16 protein-coding genes and 1 tRNA gene are annotated in these 18,518 nt (G+C 63.2%); 9 read left to right on the top strand and 8 right to left on the bottom strand.

Annotated features, from left to right (window positions below):
• Window positions 1–16 precede the first annotated feature (16 nt).
• The 4 genes from H2LOC_RS10955 to H2LOC_RS10940 form a co-directional block, all read right to left on the bottom strand.
• Window positions 17–1,486, bottom strand: a complete 1,470-nt coding sequence (locus H2LOC_RS10955) for a type II and III secretion system protein family protein (protein ID WP_136496427.1) — start codon at window positions 1,484–1,486, stop codon at window positions 17–19.
• A gap of 69 nt (window positions 1,487–1,555) precedes the next feature.
• On the bottom strand, window positions 1,556–2,359 hold the full coding sequence (cpaB, locus tag H2LOC_RS10950) for a Flp pilus assembly protein CpaB (RefSeq protein WP_136496426.1): 804 nt from the start codon (window positions 2,357–2,359) through the stop codon (window positions 1,556–1,558).
• A 351-nt stretch (window positions 2,360–2,710) separates the two neighbouring features.
• Window positions 2,711–3,217, bottom strand: a complete 507-nt coding sequence (locus tag H2LOC_RS10945; RefSeq protein ID WP_136496425.1) for an A24 family peptidase — start codon at window positions 3,215–3,217, stop codon at window positions 2,711–2,713.
• A gap of 190 nt (window positions 3,218–3,407) precedes the next feature.
• Window positions 3,408–3,572: a Flp family type IVb pilin gene (locus tag H2LOC_RS10940; RefSeq protein WP_136496424.1), complete on the bottom strand. Its 165-nt coding sequence runs from the start codon at window positions 3,570–3,572 to the stop codon at window positions 3,408–3,410.
• 550 nt (window positions 3,573–4,122) lie between these two features.
• Here H2LOC_RS10940 and H2LOC_RS10935 point away from each other — a divergent pair.
• The 3 genes from H2LOC_RS10935 to H2LOC_RS10925 all read left to right on the top strand — a co-directional run bounded on the left by H2LOC_RS10935 (window position 4,123) and on the right by H2LOC_RS10925 (window position 6,193).
• Entirely contained in the window at window positions 4,123–4,572 is a 450-nt protein-coding gene (locus tag H2LOC_RS10935; protein WP_136497077.1) for a pilus assembly protein N-terminal domain-containing protein, read from the top strand.
• A gap of 224 nt (window positions 4,573–4,796) precedes the next feature.
• Complete coding sequence (locus H2LOC_RS10930) at window positions 4,797–5,408, top strand: TadE/TadG family type IV pilus assembly protein (RefSeq protein WP_136496423.1); 612 nt, start codon at window positions 4,797–4,799, stop codon at window positions 5,406–5,408.
• Between the two features lie 2 nt (window positions 5,409–5,410).
• A complete protein-coding gene (locus tag H2LOC_RS10925; RefSeq protein WP_136496422.1) occupies window positions 5,411–6,193 on the top strand; it encodes a TadE/TadG family type IV pilus assembly protein in 783 nt (260 codons plus the stop codon).
• A gap of 295 nt (window positions 6,194–6,488) precedes the next feature.
• Here H2LOC_RS10925 and H2LOC_RS10920 read toward each other — a convergent pair whose 3' ends face one another.
• From H2LOC_RS10920 to H2LOC_RS10910, 3 genes are all read right to left on the bottom strand, one after another.
• On the bottom strand, window positions 6,489–7,055 hold the full coding sequence (locus tag H2LOC_RS10920; protein ID WP_136496421.1) for a TIGR02281 family clan AA aspartic protease: 567 nt from the start codon (window positions 7,053–7,055) through the stop codon (window positions 6,489–6,491).
• A 175-nt stretch (window positions 7,056–7,230) separates the two neighbouring features.
• The gene (gene hrpB / locus H2LOC_RS10915; protein ID WP_136496420.1) at window positions 7,231–9,714 is read right to left on the bottom strand and encodes an ATP-dependent helicase HrpB; all 2,484 of its coding nucleotides are present in this window, start codon (window positions 9,712–9,714) and stop codon (window positions 7,231–7,233) included.
• Between the two features lie 84 nt (window positions 9,715–9,798).
• Window positions 9,799–10,248 (bottom strand): hypothetical protein, encoded by a 450-nt coding sequence (locus H2LOC_RS10910; protein ID WP_136496419.1) that lies wholly within the window; start codon window positions 10,246–10,248, stop codon window positions 9,799–9,801.
• A gap of 368 nt (window positions 10,249–10,616) precedes the next feature.
• On the opposite strand from H2LOC_RS10910, the gene H2LOC_RS10905 reads away from it, so the two are divergent.
• The 6 genes from H2LOC_RS10905 to H2LOC_RS10880 all read left to right on the top strand — a co-directional run bounded on the left by H2LOC_RS10905 (window position 10,617) and on the right by H2LOC_RS10880 (window position 16,273).
• A complete protein-coding gene (locus tag H2LOC_RS10905) occupies window positions 10,617–11,792 on the top strand; it encodes a polysaccharide biosynthesis/export family protein (RefSeq protein ID WP_246206791.1) in 1,176 nt (391 codons plus the stop codon).
• Between the two features lie 248 nt (window positions 11,793–12,040).
• Window positions 12,041–12,820: a CDP-alcohol phosphatidyltransferase family protein gene (locus H2LOC_RS10900; protein ID WP_136496418.1), complete on the top strand. Its 780-nt coding sequence runs from the start codon at window positions 12,041–12,043 to the stop codon at window positions 12,818–12,820.
• 195 nt (window positions 12,821–13,015) lie between these two features.
• The gene (hpnA, locus tag H2LOC_RS10895; protein WP_246206790.1) at window positions 13,016–14,074 is read left to right on the top strand and encodes a hopanoid-associated sugar epimerase; all 1,059 of its coding nucleotides are present in this window, start codon (window positions 13,016–13,018) and stop codon (window positions 14,072–14,074) included.
• A 57-nt stretch (window positions 14,075–14,131) separates the two neighbouring features.
• Window positions 14,132–15,001, top strand: a complete 870-nt coding sequence (locus tag H2LOC_RS10890) for a 4-(cytidine 5'-diphospho)-2-C-methyl-D-erythritol kinase (RefSeq protein ID WP_136496416.1) — start codon at window positions 14,132–14,134, stop codon at window positions 14,999–15,001.
• Window positions 15,002–15,250: 249 nt separating this feature from the next.
• Entirely contained in the window at window positions 15,251–16,114 is an 864-nt protein-coding gene (gene rlmB, locus H2LOC_RS10885) for a 23S rRNA (guanosine(2251)-2'-O)-methyltransferase RlmB (protein WP_136496415.1), read from the top strand.
• 83 nt (window positions 16,115–16,197) lie between these two features.
• Window positions 16,198–16,273: transfer RNA gene (locus H2LOC_RS10880), tRNA-Thr, on the top strand.
• Window positions 16,274–16,696: 423 nt separating this feature from the next.
• On the opposite strand, the gene H2LOC_RS10875 is transcribed toward H2LOC_RS10880, so the two are convergent.
• The gene (locus H2LOC_RS10875; protein ID WP_136496414.1) at window positions 16,697–17,875 is read right to left on the bottom strand and encodes a hypothetical protein; all 1,179 of its coding nucleotides are present in this window, start codon (window positions 17,873–17,875) and stop codon (window positions 16,697–16,699) included.
• Between the last annotated feature and the right edge of the window lie 643 nt (window positions 17,876–18,518).

Below are 18,518 nucleotides of genomic sequence, written 5' to 3'. Positions count from 1 at the left end.
CTCTCGGCCTTGAGCGTCAATCGTGAATGAAGCCGATGCGGCCTTTGTAGTTCTGGTTGAGCTGGGGATTGTTTCTCGTCGCATAAATGCGATTGACGCGGCCGAGCAGCCATGCTTGCGGGTCGCTCGCATCGTTGAAGTGGTCGTCGGGACGAACCACTTCATGCGAAGAGACGCTCTTTATGATGTAGGGCGTGACGACGACCAGCAGTTCGCTTTCGTTGCGCTGATAGTCGCGCGAACGAAACAACGCGCCGAGAACGGGCAGGTTGATGAGGCCGGGGATGCCGTTGATCGCCTGGCCCGAAGCATGGGTCAAGAGCCCCGCGGTCGCCATCGAGCCGCCCGACGGCAGCTCCACGGTCGTCTCGTTCTTGCGGGTCTTGAAGCCCGGCACAGAAACGCCGAGATAGGTTTGAGTGCTGGAGTAGTCCACTTCCGTCACTTCGGTGTTGAGGTGAATCTGGATGCGGCCTTCCGCCTGAACGACCGGAGTGAAAGCCAGCGTCACGCCGTAGGGCTTGAAGGTGATGCCCGGCGTACAGACCGTCGTGGCGCCGGGCGTGTTGCCCGCGATACAGCTTCCCTGCGCCGGCACTGCGATTTCGCCGCCGACGACCACTTTGGCGTTTTCGCCCGAGACCGCCGAGACCGACGGTTCGGCGAGCACGCGCGCGACGTTATAGCGCTCGAAGGCCTGCAATGTGTGGGAAGTGCCGTTCGGGCCGGTGAAGGAGAACGCGCTCTGCGAGAGAACGGCGTTGATAGCGAAAGGATTGTGGTTGGTGAAGGTGCCCCAGGAGCCGCTCAGGAAGGCTTCCCCGTTGGCGCCGGCCGAAACGCCCAACTGCTTCAGCACCGTGCGCGAGACCTCCGCCACAGTGACCTTGAGCATCACCTGATCCTCGCCCCGGATCTGAAGCGCGTTTATGATCGGGGCGCCGCCTGCGCCGATGCTGGTGACCTGTCCGCTCGCGCCCGCCGCTGCGACTTGCGACGCGAAGCCTTTGGCGATATCGACCGCGCGCTGCGCGTCGCCCGGCGAACTCACCCAGCCGGTCAGGATGATGGTGTCGTTGACGGTGCGTGTGGTGATTTCGGATTTCGGCAGCGCCGCTTTCAGAAGCGGGCCGAGATCGCCGACGTCGCGACCGATGCTGATTTCGAAATTCGCGAATTGCCGTCCCTGGCTGTCCAGGGCGAACACCGTCGTCTGTCCCTGTCCGGCGCCCATTATGAAGAGTTTGCGAGGCGTGCGAACGACCGCGTTCGCCACGCCCGGATTCCCGACCACTATCTCCGCCGCGTCCCGGGGGAGGTCGACCACGAGGGATTTGCCGACGCCCATCGAAATGTTGCGCGAGACGGTTACGGAATCGTTGCGATGGGACTCCAGCGCCTGCGCCAGCACGGGCGTGATCACATAAGGCGCGCCGACAGAGGCGGCCATCACGGCGCCCATCAACCTGTGTCTCAAGCGGCTCATGCGCGGCGCTCCATGATCGTTGCGGGAGTGAACGGTGGACTGCATTTTCTTACTTCCGTGATCGGGCGATTATTTCGGGTGCAGACTCGTCGACACGCCGTAGCGGACGATCGTCATCGAGCCATCCGCGCGCTCGACCTGCGATTCAGGCGAGTCGTCCTTGGGCTGCGCGTCGACGAGCGGCCGCAGCGCCAGGGTGAGCGAGCCGGTGCGCTGCGCAAGCAGAACCTGCTCCGCCTGACGCGGATCGAGTTCGAGCGTCGCCGTGGCGCCAGTGACGACGGCCTCGCCGTTCTTGGTTTCGACGGTCTGGCCCATGGCGAGAACGCGAACATTGGAAACCACGAGTTCGGTCGACATCGCGTCGGCGCCGCGCTCCTTGGTGAGCTCGGGATCCCGATAGAGCTTGAAGATATCGACCCGGTCGTTGGGCAATATGAATCCGCCGGCCGTGGTGTTGGCGGAGACGTCGATCGCTATGGCCCGCTTGCCGGACGTCAACAGGGTCGACATCATTCCGGCCGTCGCGCCCTTGACGATGCGCTCGCGTCTGATCGGTTCGCCATTGGCGATTGGCGCCCTGACGAGACTGTCCTTTATTTCTTCCATCGCGTTCGGAGAGGCGCTCTTGACCACGCCGCCCTTGGGAAGAGAGCCTTTCGGCCACTCGGTCCACGCCATGTCGTTGGGCGTCAGGGTCGAGCCGTAGGGCAGATCGCGTTTTGCGGTGAGCAGTTCGTCGGTCATCGAAATGAGCGGCGCGACGACCGCAGGCAATTGAGGCGCCTGAACGGGTTTCTTGTGCATCATCAAGAATGCGCCGCCGCCGGCGACCAGGGCCACCGCCCCGACAACGATCTGTGCCTTGTTCATCTTTTTGACGTTCCAAAAGCCTCGCCAATCGAGGTCATGGCAAATTCAACAAGATAAACGTCAAATTAGGGTTAACCACCTCTTACAAATTGCAACCGTATGAATTGATTAAAGCTAAAACGCCGCTTGAGAGCGCCTGGTTAACAGGGGCGAATCGACGGCCCGGCGACTCAGGCGCAAAAATCGAGGCGAATCGGCGGCGACGCACATCGAGCGCGCTGGATCGGGGCATGGCGCGGCGCTTTTTTCGCGGTCGAGGGCCTGAAAATAAATTCGCGCGCAAACGCGGAGAGCGTTGCGCGCGACCAAATCCTCCAGACCGATTGCGGCCGTCGGAGCCTTAGGGGTTTGTCATATACCGGTCAGGCCGCTCCAGGCGGATGTCTGCGGATATACCGCCAGTCCGGCCAGCGCGAGAGCGATCCCGTAGGGAACCCCGCAATTTTTGCTCGCCAGCCGATCGATGAACTTGAAGTCCCGCAGCGTTTGCGGAAGCTCATGGTGCTGGAGGGCGATGACGATCAAGGTGAGCGCGCCGCCTGCTATGGAGGCGATCAGGCCGTAGTCGAAGAGGAGCCCCCATCCGAGCCAGAGAGCCGTGGCCGCGGCGAGTTTGGCGTCGCCGCCGCCGATCCAGCGGAATTGGAACATAGCGAAGGTCAGGACGAGCATGGCGACGGCGCAACTAACATGCAAAGCGATGGTTTCCAGCGGTGTGCGCAGGTACAGCGCAAGGAGGAAGTAAGCGCCAATCAAAAACAGGGAAAGCCGGTTGGGAATGGTCATGGTGAGGAGGTCGGTGAACGCCGCGAATAGCATCGCCAAGGGGAAAACGATGAGCGCTATAGAGTCGAGCATTGGGTTGTCCTGGGTGTTTTCGTGCGTGGTGATGCAGTCCTGACCATGTCAAACAGACTATGAGAAGATTCTTTATCTTTTCTCAACCAATCACCGCGGGCGGCCGGGCTGACTCATACCCAAGAAACAAAAAAAGCGGTTCCGCTCCCGGAACCGCTTAGGCCGATCTTTTACCGGCTGGAGATCGCCATCAGTTCAGGTTGGCGGCGATCTTAGTGAAGGTGTCCTGCAGCTTGGTGCCGACCGCGTTGAAGGCGGCGATGGCGACGATGGAGATCAGCGAGGCGATCAGGCCATATTCAATGGCGGTGGCGCCGGATTCGTCCTTGGCAAACTGCGAGAGAAGGGTCTTCATGATGATGCTCCGATGTGAACCGTCAATTTAGCCCTGCGCACATGCAACTTCATGTCTTTGCAGAACGAAGTCCAACTTAGCGGCAGATTCTTACAAAGGAGTTGACCGCCGTCCATAAACTCAGGGTTTCGACTTGATTGGTTCGCTTTTGCCGGGGCTCGAGCCTCCCAACGAGCCCGACCATGCCGCTCTATGTCTGCAAGACGCTGATTTTAAGGCATAAGTTTTGGATCTTGGCGGCGGTAAGCAAGCGTTTACAATAAATGGAGAGGCGCGCGAGCAATCCCCGCCCGCGTTCCGGACGCGAGAGCCGATTCCATCGTACGTATAATGTACTCGAAAAACAGCTTACCCGGATAATGCGGTTCGGGCCAGGAAGCGGAGAAGTTCCCGGTCTTCGGCTGATTATTAAGGTTTTTAGCAATAATTCACCATTGCCTGCGTAAAGTCTTTTCAAGGCTGCTGCGCAGCTATGATTCGAGATGCGTCCCCATCAGGACCAGACAGATTTTGGGTGAGCGGAATGAAGCTTTCCTCGTTGCTCGGTAATATGCGTCGGGCTCTTTTCTGCGCCCTTTGTCTGTTCGCGTCCGGGGTCTCTGCCGACGCGCGGGAGCGTCCGATCATCGTCGATATCGACTATGCGCGGGTGGTGAAGATTCCCGCCGGCGCGCAGACGCTCGTGATCGGAAACCCGCTGATCGCCGACGTCACCATGCTGAAGAGCAACCAGCTCATGGTGATCACGGGCAAAAGCTTCGGCACCACCAATCTGATCGTGCTCGACTCGGCGGGACAGCAGGTCGGCGAATCCATGATCACGGTGGTCCCGGCCAATGACAAGCTCGTAGTCATGCGGGGTCCGCACCGCGAGTCTTATTCGTGCAACCCGGATTGCATGCCCAGCATCGACCTCGGGGACGATCACGCCTATATGGGCGAGGTGATCGCGGCGGTGAAGCTGCATGACGGAAGTCTGGCGGTCGGCAAGCAGCATTAAGCGCGTCGAAGCAGACATTACAGGGGGCCTCGCGAGCGTTTTGCGCTTTCCCCGCGGCTCTCGCCGGGTTGAAAAACAGGGCCGGATTTTCGGCGCGGAATTAACCCATCGCGTCGAAAGGGCCACTTTCTGCAAATCAGGTAGCTCTGTCGAAAGAATTTCCGCGCAGTATCCGGTGCGCGTCATTGCATTGCGGCCAACTCGACTGGCGGGGGATATTTGGAATGGAGCGCCTAAAGCCGGCTGGTTTTGAACCTATCGCGCATTTCCGAGGAAGGCTCGCAGGCAGAAGACGTTTTCGTCGCCGGCGCGGAGCGACCACGGTCGAGTTCGCCATAGTCGCGGTGCCGTTCCTCGGGCTGCTGACCGCGATTTTCGAAACCGGATTCGTCTATTTTGAGAACGCGCAGCTTCAGGAAGTCACCGAAACCGCGAGCCGCTCGCTTCTCACCAACGCGTTGGCCAGCGGGATCACCTATCAAACGTTCCTGACCAACAACGTGTGCCCCAAACTGTCGAAGATGATCGTCTGCGCGAATTTGCAGATGGAGATAGACGTCGTTGGCAGCACCTGGAACAACGCCTCGAACTACACGCAAAACAACATCTACAGCGGGACCTACAACGCCTCCCAGGTGTTCACCATGCCCCAGCCGGGGCAGATCGCCATAGTGCGAATCGTCTATCCCATGAGCCCGATGGCGACGATCCTCACCGGCGGCGCGTTCGGCGGCGGCGGCCAGATCAGAAACGTCACCAGCGGGATGCAGCAGGACGTCAACAACAACATGGTGAATATGCTGATGGGGATCTATGCCTTCAAGGTGGAGCCGTGATCATGTCGAGACGGCGAGAAGACGCTGCGCATCGCAGCAGAGTATTTTTCAAAACCGACGAGCGGGGCATAGCGGCGATTGAATTTGCATTTCTCATGCCGGTCATGTTGCTGATGTATCTGGGGCTCGTGGAACTCGCCCGCGGCATGCGCGCCTCCCAGAAAATCGACCTCGCCGCGCATGTGATCGGCGATCTCGCCGGCCAGACCCTCACGGGCGGAGTTGCTGCAGGGCAGGCCGGGCTCGCGGATACCGATTTCACACAATTATTCATGGCCGCGACTGTGCTGCTCGCGCCGCTTCCGACCAGCTCGCTGCAGATAACGATCAGCGAGGTCAATATCTGGCAGCCCACCAACACGACCTATCAGGCGAATGTGAACTGGACCCACACCTACCAGAACGGCACGGCCCGCACTTCCAAGGGTTGCGGGCTGTCGCAGCTGACGTCGCCGCTGCTCGCCCAGGACGTCGCGCCGATCAGTCCGACCTCCATGCCGACGGCTTATACCGACAATACCAAAAGCCCCGCTGTCGGGCCGGTCATAGTCGTGGACATCAGCTATGGCTATGCGCTCACCGTCAACGTCATCTCTGGCGTGCTGACTTCGAACGGCGTCTTCACGATGAACCGGACCAGCTACTCGCCGGTCCGCAACCAGTATACCACGCCGTCGAACTACTCCAGCCAGTCGACCCTCTACTCTTTGTACAATCACATTCAGGATCGTACGACCTCCAGTACGGCGGGGACGAACTGTCTTGCGAGCTGGAACGTGTACTAAAGCCGATTTCAGGTCGAGTTTCGCATCCCGGGTTCAACTCGCCGCCCTCGTCCCGAGACGCTTTTGCAGAACGCAAAAGCCCTCCGGGAATGCTCCAGGGGCGCGACGCCCCACCCTTCAAAACGGGCGTCGCTCTTCCCGGCAGGGATCCGGGTGCTAGAGCATGTTCCCAAAGAGTGAGAAGCTGTTTTTGGAAAAGAACATGCCCCGCCAATGAGATTGGAGCGCGTTCGACCGCGTTTAAACCGAACGCGCTCTAAGGGCGAGGGGGCGCGCCGCCTTCCGGCAAGCGTCGCTATTTGCGCAGCAGCAGGGATCCCCCGACGATTTCGACGCGCGAAAGCCGCGACAGAAAGGTCATGCCCAGCAGATTGACGCCGAGCGCCCCGCGTTCGGTGACCAGAGCGTCGACGTCGAACAGCTGGATCGCGCCGATCTTGACTTCGCGCAATTTCACCGCTGCGGCATGGGCGACGCCATTGGCGGTCTGCACGGCGACGGTAAATTCCGAGGGCGCCGGATTGAGGCCGAGCGCCGCCGCGTCCTCCTCGCGCAGGGCCACGGATGTCGCTCCGGTGTCGACGACGACCTTGATCGGTTGTCCGTCGACGTAAACATCCGCGAAATAATGTCCCTGCTCATTGGCGGCGATGCGGAATTCATCCAGCGTCGACGGGGTCGGGACATACACGGGAGCCGCCGCCCGCTGGGGCGCAGGAGCGGGAGTCGGCGCGCTGCGTTGAGCGATGGCCGGCTGGGGGGGCCGCTCATTGAGCGAAAGAGACATTTTCTGGCTGAGCTCGGCGGCCCCGACGCCAAGGATCAGGGCCAGGCCTCCGTATTTAAGGGTGGTGCTCAACATGACCCGTATCCGGGCGCGGATTTTCTTTTGCCGCCGAACGCGCGCGCCATCGCAGGGCGGGTGGGCTTGATTCCTACCCCCTCAATGTTTTCGGCTGTCTTAAGACGATGGGCTAAAGGCGTTTGCCCCGGCGCGTCGCCTCGTCATCGCAAAAGTCGCGCGAGCGCAAAACGGGTCAACCTCTCGGCTTGGCGCGCGTGGTGGGCTGGGCGCGGGCGGGGTCGTCGGGCCACGAATGCCGAGGGTAGCGGCCTTTCATTTCCTTTTTCACCTCGCTCCAGGAGCCGGCCCAGAAACCGGGAAGGTCGCGCGTGGTCTGAATCGGCCTGTGCGCAGGCGAGAGCAGTTCGAGAGTGACGGGAACCCTTCCCCGGGCCAGCGACGGATGTCGGGCGAGTCCGAAGAGCTCCTGCACGCGCACGGAAAGCAGCGGGCCGTTGGAGGCGGCATAATCCAGGGCGATGCGCGAGCCGGCGGGAGTTTCGAAGAAAGGAGGAGCCTCGGCGTCGAGCCTGCGCGCGAGCTCGTAGGGAAGCAGAGCGGCCAGCGCCGCATCGAGATCGGCGGTCTCGATGCCGGCGAGGCTGGTTCTTCCGACGATGAAGGGCGCCAGCCATTCCTCAGGTTCGAGCGCCAGCGCGGAGTCCGAAAGATCGGGCCATTCCTCGCCTTCGGCTCGGCGCAGGAAGGCTGTCCGATCCCGCGTCTGGTTGAGCGCTCTGCTCCAGGGCAGGCGTTCCACGCCCGCGGTCGCCGCCCCGCGCGCCAGGGTCCTGGCGTTTTCGAGGCTTGCTTCGACCGCGAGATTTTGCTCTCCGAGCCTGATCGCGCCGAGGCGGCGAAAGCGTCGCCTGCGCAGCGCCCCGCTGCCCGGATCGAACACGGTTTCGTCTCTCGCCTCGATGCGCTCCGCGCCCAACGCCTCAACTTCATCGGGCGCAAGAGCGCAAGCGGCCAGAATGCGCGCTTGCGCCGCGCGACCCGCAATCTCCGCCACGGCCAGAAAACCCTCGCGCGCCAGCGGGTGTTCGGGAGGCAGGCTCGCGGCGCGGCCGTTGGCCATCAGGAATTCGCCGCCGCCGCTCCTCGCTTTAGCGATGCGGTCCGGGAAGGCGAGAGCGAGCAGGGCGCCGTCGGAGAGCGCCGCCTTCGCCTCTCCCCGCCCGCCGGATGCGGCCTGCCGCGCCCAGTTGGCGGCGAGGCGGCGCGCGTCTTTCGCGCGCTGTCCGTTGTCCGCGCAGAGGCGGTCCAACCGGTGGGACAGATCGGGGTCGGGCCCGCCGAGGCCTTTTTCGGAGAGCAGGATCGCGAGTTGCGCCGCGCGCCCGGCGCAGCCGCGCCCCGCCGCTTCGAAGACCATGCTCGCAAGGCGCGGGGGCAGGGGCAGGGCGCGAATCGCGCGGCCCTTTGCGGTCAGCCGCGATTCCTGGTCCAGCGCGCCGAGCTCTTTTGTGAGAGCGACCGCCTCCGCCCAGGCGGGACGGGGCGGGAGATCGAGAAAGGGAAGGGCGGCGGGGTCGCCGACGCCCCAATAGGCCAGATCCAGGACGAGGCCGGAGAGATCGGCCGAAAGCATTTCAGGCGTCGCGAAAGCGGGCAGGGCGCCGGTCGCAGCCTCCTCCCAAAGACGGTAGCAGACGCCGGGCTCGGTGCGGCCCGCGCGTCCCCGCCTCTGATCGACGTTCGCCCGCGAGGCCCGCACCGTTTCGAGCCGCGTCAGTCCGAGATCGGGCTCGAACACGGGAACGCGTGAGAGGCCGCAATCCACGACGATCCTCACCCCCTCTATGGTGAGGGAGGTTTCGGCGATGGAGGTGGCGAGCACGATTTTGCGCCTGCCCCGCGCCGTCGGGGCCACGGCGCGGTCCTGCTCGGCGCGCTCCAGCGAGCCGTAGAGGGGCGCAAGATCGACATCGGCCGGCAGGCGGCGTTCTTCCAGAAGGGAGGCGACGCGCCTGATCTCGGCCTGGCCCGGCAGAAACGCCAGTATCGAGCCCTGTTCCTCGGCGACGGCCCGCAAAATCGCGCGCGCCACCGCCTCCTCGATCCGCATGGCGGGATCGCGCCCCAGATAGACGGTTTCGACCGGAAAGGCCCGGCCGGCGCTTTCGATCACCGGCGCAGGCGCGTCGCCGCGGCCCATGAGCCTCGCGACGCGGACATCATCGAGCGTCGCCGACATGGCGACGAGGCGGAGGTCGTCGCGCAGGGCGCTCTGGCAGTCCAGCGCCAGCGCCAGCCCGAGATCGGCGTCGAGCGAGCGTTCGTGAAACTCGTCGAACAGCACGCAGGCGACGCCCCCGAGTTCCGGGTCGTCCAGAATCATGCGGGCGAAAACGCCTTCGGTCACGACCTCGATCCGGGTCTTGCCCGAGATTTTCGATTCGAGCCGCATGCGCAGGCCGACAGTTTCGCCCACCCCCTCTCCGAGCGAGGCCGCCATGCGCGCGGCGGCTGCGCGGGCGGCGAGGCGGCGCGGCTCGAGCAGGATGATCCTGCCGTCCTTCCGCCAGGGCGCATCGAGCAAAACCAGGGGCGTGCGCGTGGTCTTGCCCGCGCCCGGCGGCGCGGCGAGCACCAGATTGCCGCCGGCGTCCAGGGTTTGGCGAAACTGGGGCAGAACGTCGTCAATCGGAAGCCGGTCGGCGAAATTACGCAAGCGCGGCCCCGCAAAAACTCATCTCGACCAAAGGCGACCGATCCTCACCGATAAGGCCGGCCGCATCCGCCGACCCGCCCCTGCTTACTCGAATTTCATCTGGAAGCCCACGATGGTCCGGTCGAAGGGACCTCTCGGCAGGTAGCAAAAGGTGTTGGTGGCGAGTTTCGCCTCCTGGCAATGGGGGTGATCGAGGATCCACTCGTAGCCTATCCCCTCCATGCACTCCTTTATCTTTTCGGAAATCAGCGCCTTGTTGGTCGAGCGCTCGACCGGGTAGGTCCTCTCCACCTTGAACTCGCAGTCGGTGATGTCGATGCGCTGGCCGGCGAGATAGCGGCCGCCGGTGCTGCTGGTGAGGAACAGCGCTTCCGTCGCGAGCATGAAGACCAGTCCGGCGATGAGCGCCAGCCTCGCCTGCAGCTTGGTGCGGAAGAAGTTTATGTCCAGAAAGGAGAGGAGGCCGCCCGCAATGAGCGCCCCCCCGATCATGAGCGTGATCGGCGCGAAGAAAGTGCCAACGTCCTCGTTCATGGGCCCTCCGCATAAGCCGTCGCGCCCTGGCGTGGCGACGAGCGCGTCGGCGCCTGATCCTTGGGCGCCAAGCTCGGTTTTCGCATGTTAAATTGCGGCTGGGGCGGGGGCAAGACCGCCGCCGCAGCTTAATTTAGCGCCTGAAGCTGTCTTTTGCGGCGCCGCATTCGGCGTCTTTTCTGCTTTCTTAAACTTAACGGTCGATTAATTGTAACCGCAACATTTGGGACATAGAGTTCCGTTACGAGTTGCCACCCGAACGACCCTCCTGTATCCCCTAGGACAGGCGTAGGGTTAACCGTGTTGCGGTCGAGGGCGGGGTTTTGGTAAAGGCTCTCGTTCCTTCGGCATTAAAGAGGACCGTGATATTGGGATTCGTTCGACAGATCGCGCCGGGGATAGTGGCGCTCGGCTTGGCGAGCTGCTCCTTGGCGCCGGGCGCAGGTCCTTCCCGCGACGCCGTCATGGAAGCCGGCTCAGTCACCCAGGAAAATGTCGATCCGCCTTTCACGCTGGTCGAGGTAGGCCCTCAAGCGATTTCTGTTCTGGCCCATCGCGGCGCGACCAGTCTGCGCGGCCGTTTCGGCGACTACCGTCCCCCCGCCTCGCCGGTGATCGGCATCGGCGACAATGTCATAGTCACTGTCTGGGAGGCCGCTTCCGGCGGTCTCTTCTCCGCGTCGCTGCAGGGCGCGATCAGCTCCGGCTCCCGGGCCGCTACCCTTCCCGACCAGACCGTGGGACGCGACGGCTCCATCACCGTGCCCTATGGCGGCCGCATCCAGGCCGCCGGTCGCACGCCCCAGCAGGTCGAGGCCGCAATCATCGATCGCCTGCGCGGCAAGGCGATCGAGCCTCAGGTGATCGTCAACGTCAGCAAGAACGCCAGCAACATTGTGACCGTCACCGGAGAAGTCACGGCGGGCGCCCGCGTCCCGCTGTCTCTGAGGGGCGACCGTGTCATGGACGTGATAGCGACCGCCGGCGGCTTCCGCGCTTCGACTCACGAAACCTTCATCAGCCTCACGCGCGACGGCCGCACCATCCGCGTGCCGGTGCAGATGCTGCTCGCCGATCCGCGAGAGAACATTTTCGTGCGCCCCGGCGACGTCATCACCGTGGAGCGCACCCCGCAAACATTTACGGTCGCGGGCGCCACGGGCGCCAATGCGATGATTCCCTTCGACGCACGCGGGCTGACCCTCGAGGAAGCTCTGGGGAAAGCCGGCGGCCTTCAGGACATGCGGGCCGATCCCGACGGCGTGTTCGTGATGCGCTACGAACCGGTCGATCTCGTGAAGCAGTTCTCTCAGGCCTCGCCCGAATTGCCGCCCGGCGGCATGGCGCCGGTGGCCTATCACCTCAATATGCGCGATCCCTCGAGTCTTTTCCTCGCGCGAAAATTCGCCATGCGGGACAAGGACATAATTTTTGTGTCGAATGCCCCGCTGACCGAGCTCGGAAAATATTTCCAGCTCTTCCAGATGCTGACCGCGCCTGTGGTTCAGGGCGCCGGCGTCGCAACGGTGGCCAAGGCCTTGTGACGGTTTGAACGGCCGCGAGCCGGCTCCGTGCTGGCATATGGCTTGCTATCTAGGCGAATGGCCATTAGACTGCGCTCGGTAGAGTTATGTCTCTTGAGCCGGTTCTCCTTGCGAGAGGGAGCGACCCGCTCGCGGCGAGAGATTTTTTAGGCGGATTGGCCTTGGATCGTGTCGAGCGCCGATCCAGGCCGTGATGAATTCAGGTCGAGAGCGCCGCGGCGTTCGAGACAGGACGGTTGGGCGCCCATATGACCACATCCCGATTGAATACCAGCTTCGTCGCGGTGCATGAGCGCATCCTGCTCAACCACATCGTCGAGCGTTTGCCGCAATGGGCGACGCCCGACCATCTGACGACGATCGGGCTGTGGGGAGCCGCCATTACCGGGATCGGCTTCCTGCTCTGCAATATCTCGCCGAACTTCCTGACGCTGGTGGCCGCCGGCCTCGCCATCAACTGGTTCGGCGATTCCTGCGACGGTTCTCTGGCCCGGCACCGCAAGATCGAACGGCCGAAATACGGCTTCCTGATCGACCATTCGAGCGACCTCGTAGCTCAGAGCATGATCGTGATCGGCCTCGGCTGCTCGCCCTATTTCACGCTCTGCTCGGCGCTTCTGGTGCTGTCGCTCTATCTCCTGATGAGTTCCTACACCTATCTGCGCGCAGCGGTGGAGGGTGTGCACCGCCTTTCCTATGGCGGCCTCGGCGCCACCGAATTTCGCATAATGATCGCCTTGTGGCCTTTCGTTCCTCTGGCTCTGGGGCCGGGCGTCGTCTCGGGCCGCCTGTTCGGCTATGCGGGAATAGACGTGGTGATCTCGCTTCTCGCGCTTTGCACCTATGTGATCTTCGTCTTTCTCGTGAGGCAGGATCTCGAGCGGCTCGACGCCGAGGAACAGAATGAAGACAATGTGGTGAGACTGCATTCGGTCTCGCAGCCGGGCACTCGCCGCGCCGTCGAAAGCAGAGCCGCGACGGAGGCCGAGGGCGTGCTCAGCTATACGGAAGCGGCCGATCGGAAATAGCCATCGATTGGCCTAAATTTTTTATTCAATCGGTTTTACCGAGGCTTTATGCTGCTTCGGCGGAGGGGGCGACCGCTCTGCTATCGGACCGCGCGGCTGCACTTGCGTCGAGAGCTGGATTGGACAGGCGTTTTCGTGATCAATAGACTAAAGGCGAAATTTACGGCCGGGCCTTTAGCTCGAAACGAGGAGAGCGTGGCTCTCGTCACCGGCGCAAGCGGCTTCATCGGAGGCGCGGTGGCGCGAGCGTTGCGCGACGCAGGCTTCACCGTTCGCGCCTTCGTTCGCTCCACCAGTCCGCGCGCCAATCTTCGCGAGGATTATCAGGTCGCCATTGGCGATGTGAACGACAGGGACAGCCTTCGCCGGGCGATGTGCGGCGTGCGCTATGTCTTTCACGTCGCCGCCGATTACCGGCTGTGGACGCCCGATCCCGCGAAATTGCTCCGCACCAATGTCGAGGGCACGCGCCTCGTGATGGAAGAGGCGCTCCGCGCCGGCGTCGAGCGCGTCATCCACACCAGCAGCGTGGCGACTCTGGCGCCGGACCGCGCCGGATTATGCGACGAAACCCGCCGCATGGCGTGCGACTCGCGCCTCGGCGTTTACAAGCGCAGCAAGATCCTGGCCGAAAAGCTGGTCGAGGAGATGATCTGCCGCGATCGCCTGCCGGCCGTGATCGTCAACCCTACCGCGCCCCTCGGGCCCGGCGATCTGCGTCCGACGCCCACGGGCAGGATCATCGTCGAATCGCTTCGCGGCGCCATGCCCGCCTTCGTCGACACCGGCCTCGATCTCGTCCATGTCGACGACGTGGCGCGCGGACACCTCCTGGCGCTGCAGAAGGGGAGCGTCGGCGAGAGATATATTCTGGGCGGCGACAATGTCGACCTCGCCTCGATCCTGCGGGAGATCGCCCGTCTGACCGGCGGCAGGCCGCCGAGGGTGAAGCTGCCCCGCGCGCCGCTGGTGCCGGTCGCCTTCATGAACGAATTTCTCGCCCGGATCACCGGCAAGGAGCCTTTTCTGAACCGCGAGGGACTTCGCCTCGCCGCTACGCCGATGTTCTTCGACGACGCCAAGGCGAGGCGGGAGCTCGGCTATGAATCGAGGCCGCACAGCGAAACGCTCGCCGACGCCATCGCCTGGTTTCGCAGTCTGGAAGAGGGGCGACGGACGCCGCGTTCGGAGGGCGATGGGCGCTTCTCGATGTGCGGGCGGGAAGCTGCAGGCGAGGAATCGGGCGGCCGCTGATATGGGAAAACCGAAAACGGCGGCGAAAGCCGGGCGAATTGTAATGAAGGCCGGACGATGCTGACGACCCGCGCGCCGGCGAAAATCAATCTCACTCTGCATGTGCTCGGCCGGCGGGCGGAAGACGGCTACCATGAGCTCGAAAGCCTCGTGGCCTTCACCGGCGCGGGCGACGTCCTTTCCCTCGAGCCGGGTCCCGGATTCGGGCTCGAGATCGAGGGACCGACGGCCCAGGCGGCCGGCTCGGGGCCCGACAATCTCGTGCTGCGCGCCGGCGAAAACCTCGCCGCGCGGGTCCCGGGGCTGAAGACCGGGAGGTTTCGCCTGCGCAAAACCCTGCCGGTGGCGGCGGGCATAGGCGGAGGATCGTCGGATGCGGCCGCGGCGCTGAGGCTGCTAGCCACGGCCAACGGCCTGCCGCTCGAAGATCCGCGGCTTCTCGAAGCCGCGCGCGCCGCCGGCTCGGATGTCCCGGTGTGTCTAGATCCTCATGCGCGCTTCATGCGCGGCGCCGGGGAACATATCGGCGAGAGGCTGGCGCTGCCGCCGCTTCCGGCGGTCCTGGTCAATCCCGGCGTCGCCGTGGAGACCGGGCCGGTGTTCAGGCGGCTCGGCCTTGCGCCCGGAGCCCGATGCGATGGCGGCGCGCATCCGGTCATCGCCTCCGGGATGGAGGCGGAGGCCTTCCTGAGCGCGCTTGTCCGGGGGCGCAACAATCTCGAAGACGCCGCCTGCCTCGTCGCTCCCGTCATCGTCGACGTTCTCTCGGTGCTGCGCGCGGCCAAGGGAAGCCGCATCGCGCGCATGTCGGGGTCCGGGGCCACCTGTTTCGCCGTGTTTTCGACGCGTCGCGCCGCCTCCCGCGCCGCCGCTGCGATCAAAGCCTATCACCCGGGCTGGTGGGTGCGGCCGGCGATGCTGCGTTGACGCGCCGCGCCCCCGCATTTGCGCTCGCGCCGGGGAACGACAGATGATACCCGTTCCAGGGGATCGGCTTGGGAGGAGCTGCGTGTCGAAAAAGCAGTCTCCTCACCCTGACGCCGCGCGGCGGGCGTCTCGAAGGGTGGGCCGCTGCGTCTCCTGGAGCATCCCCCGAGGCTTTTTGCGTTCCGCAGGAAGCGCCGCAGGCGAGGACCCAGAGATGGCCTCGACGCGCGGAGATCAACCGGAAGACATATGACAGCCGAAGGCCGCAAACCGTCCGGCGGACGGGCGAGGAAGACCGGTGGGACCGAAGGGCGCTCCCATCCGCGGGGCGGCCAGGGCCGCCACGAATCGCAACGCCCCGGCGGTCGGCGCGAGGGCCAGAAGGGCGCCCCGGCGGATATCGCCCTCATTTACGGCGCCCATGCGGTGCGCGAGGCGCTGACGGCCGGCCGGCGCAAACCCGTGGCGCTCTATGTCACCGAGAACGCCGCGCCGCGGATTGCGGAACTCGCGGAGGCCGCCGGGGTGAAGCCTCGCCTCGTCGAGGCGCGCGAGCTGTCCCGCAGGCTGGGCGAGGACGCCGTGCATCAGGGCCTGTTGCTGGAGGCCCGGCCCCTGCCGGAGCTCGACGTCAGCGAGATCGTCGAGAGGAGCGGGATCATCCTCGCGCTCGACCAGGTCACCGACCCTCACAATGTCGGCGCCATATTGCGCACCGCCGCCGCTTTCGCGGTGGATGCGCTGATCGTCACCGAGCGCCATTCCCCGCAGTTCGACGGCGTTCTGGCGAAGGCCGCTTCCGGCGGGCTGGAGCATGTCGACGTCGTCCCGGTGGTCAATCTGGCCCGCGCCCTCGACGAGCTTTCCCAGCGCGGCTGCAGCGTCATCGGCCTCGATTCGGAAGGGAGCGACACGCTCGACGCCGCGCCACTACAAAAACCGGCGGTTCTGGTGCTGGGCGCGGAGGGCAAGGGTCTGCGGCGGCTGACGCGGGAGCGCTGCCAGACGGTCGCGCGGCTCGACATGCCGGGCGCGATCAAGAGCCTGAACGTCTCCAACGCCTGCGCCGTGGCCTTGAGCACGCTGCATCGACGCCTCAACCAGAGCAATTGAGGCGCTGGGCATGAGATTGCGGGATTGCAGGATTGACCTTCCCGCGCATTCGGGGAATAGAAGAACGTGCGTTCGACGCTTGGGCCGGTTTAGCTCAGTCGGTAGAGCAACTGATTTGTAATCAGTAGGTCGGGGGTTCGAATCCCTCAACCGGCACCAGTGGTTAAGCGCGATCTATGGTTTTTCGCAGAGAATTTTTCAGAGAATTATTGTTCGGGGGTTAGTTTGGATTGTCAGGCGGCTCGTCTATCGAGGCCCGAACTTGGCCGTCAACCCTTGATATGGCCCCCACGAGCGCGCCCCACGCCCCTGCGCTACCCCACCAGCAACCGCCATACCCCGGATTCCCGATTGGCCCCTCTACGGTCGCCAAGGCCACCGCCACAATCTCGCCTCGATCTAGCTGACCGGCGACAAACCTCAAGTCGTCAGCGCGCCGCTTCGCCAAGTAACTCACGGGCTCGTGCGCGGCTGGCTCTACGGCTGGCGGGATCGCGAACGCCACCACGTTCGTAGTGTTCTGGTTCGCAGCCGGCAGGACAGGGGCGGCTCCGAGCGTAACCCCGTGCGGGTCGCGCCTGCTCACGATGCCACCCCTTGATCCTGCGTCGGGTCGAAGTCCGCGAACTTTTTCTCGATGACGTGCGCCGTGTGGCAGTATCGCACGTCCTCAACCAGCTCTTGTACCGTTAGCGCCTTTCCCTCTTTGAGCTTTCCCGCCTCAAGCCGTTTCTCGATTGCTCGCCTGACCGAAGCAGCCTGTAGTCCCGTCATCCAGCATACTCTCGCCAGCGTAAGAGGATGCCCCTTGAACGTGATCGGCGGAAGCGTGTCGTATGTTAGCTTCTGCCCAATGGCCCCGTGGCTTGGCGTCGCGCGCGGCGGTGGCTCATCCGGCAGAGGCTTCCCCGAGTAAATTCGGTCTATGGCGCTAGCCGGACGTGCGCTTTTTATTTCGCGCGCCAACTCGCTAACGTCAATGTTCTCGACCTTGCCGCTGCTGCGCAGCTCTCTTATGCACAAATACACCGACGCCTTTGAGACCCTAAGCATTTCAGCCGCGACATGAACGCTAACGGACTTACCCTCGTAGGTAACTCGCGACCTACCATAAGCGCCGCTGTCTTGTTTCGCCGCGAACTTCAACTCTGCTTCCTTTTGCTCTCGCGACTCACGTTCTTCCTTTAGCCTCTGGTTTTTAGACTTCTCACCCGGCAGTGACGCGCTCGGGATATGTTCCAGCAAAGCGCAAAGCTCGATCTTAGCCTCAGACCATAGCTTGTCATTTCGAAGGGCGCTAACCCTCGATGTCAGATAGCCGAGGCTCAACCCCATGATCGCAGCCGCCTCGCCGTATGAAATCGGAACCCCATCATATGTGAGCATCGTTTGCTGATTCTTCCGCGGCACGTATGGCGTGTCATATTGTGTTAGGTTTCGGGGTCCGACGTTTATAAGCTTGGGGCCGAGCGCGGACTGGTAAATCGGATACGCCTTCTCCATTGCCTGTGAGAGAAGCTCTCTATCCTCTCCGGGCTGTAGCACCCGCATGACCTCGAACCGCCATCCGTCATTCGGCAGTTCCGGTTTGTACAGCACTGGCGATCCTGCGCCATACGATCTGTTCCGGCAGCGGAGAAACTCTGCGTTTAGGTTGTTGGTCTCTGCGAAATACACGAGTCCTGTTGTGTGAGTTATCCGGTAGATGCCTGGGGCGCTTGGAATTTCTGCCGTGCGTAAGTTGCATTCTATGTTCGCCAAGTTACCCTCCACGGTAAAAGTATAAAATCGTGTAACATCGCATATTAGCAATGTCAAGTTGAAAAGTTGAAAGTTGGCATGTGGTATTTGGGCACCCAAACGCCCACACACCCCCACCCCCCGGCCTGTCCAATACCCGGTGGCGCGGCCACAAGCTCGCACGCCCGCACGAGAAACGCGCACGCGCCCACGACGCGACGCGGTTTCCCCTAGGCGTGCGAAAGGGCCTCGGGTCGGCTTTCCCGGTCCGTAGGTTGCAGCCAGACAGCTTGTCGGGTTGCCGTGGCTTCGGTCCCGAGGGTGAAAGCGTCTCAAGGTTGCACGGTGGAAGTCTATGAACCCGAATTGTGAGGGTGACGACTATCCCGAGTTACCCGGAAATGTAGCATCATCCGAGTTTTGCCGGTGAAACGCTCACCGGCCCGACATAGGCGCGGTTTACGCCTTACGTGAATAGCTGGCCCCGCGTGACGGGCGCTCTGGACGCAAGAGGACTTATACGCAGCGTCCCTTAATCCGGCAAGACGAGACCCACGCACGAGGTCACTAGGTCTCGACGCAGCACCGGAGGGCGGCCCAAGGGCTAGAGCAATCTCATACAGTTTTTGCTAAAAAATCCCCCGACATGGTTGTATGCAACCAT

Origin of the sequence: Methylocystis heyeri (genome assembly GCF_004802635.2) — a bacterium.
GTDB lineage: Bacteria > Pseudomonadota > Alphaproteobacteria > Rhizobiales > Beijerinckiaceae > Methylocystis > Methylocystis heyeri.
The sequence above is the reverse complement of the archived record's forward strand: the minus strand, read 5'-3'. Positions and strand labels throughout refer to the sequence as shown.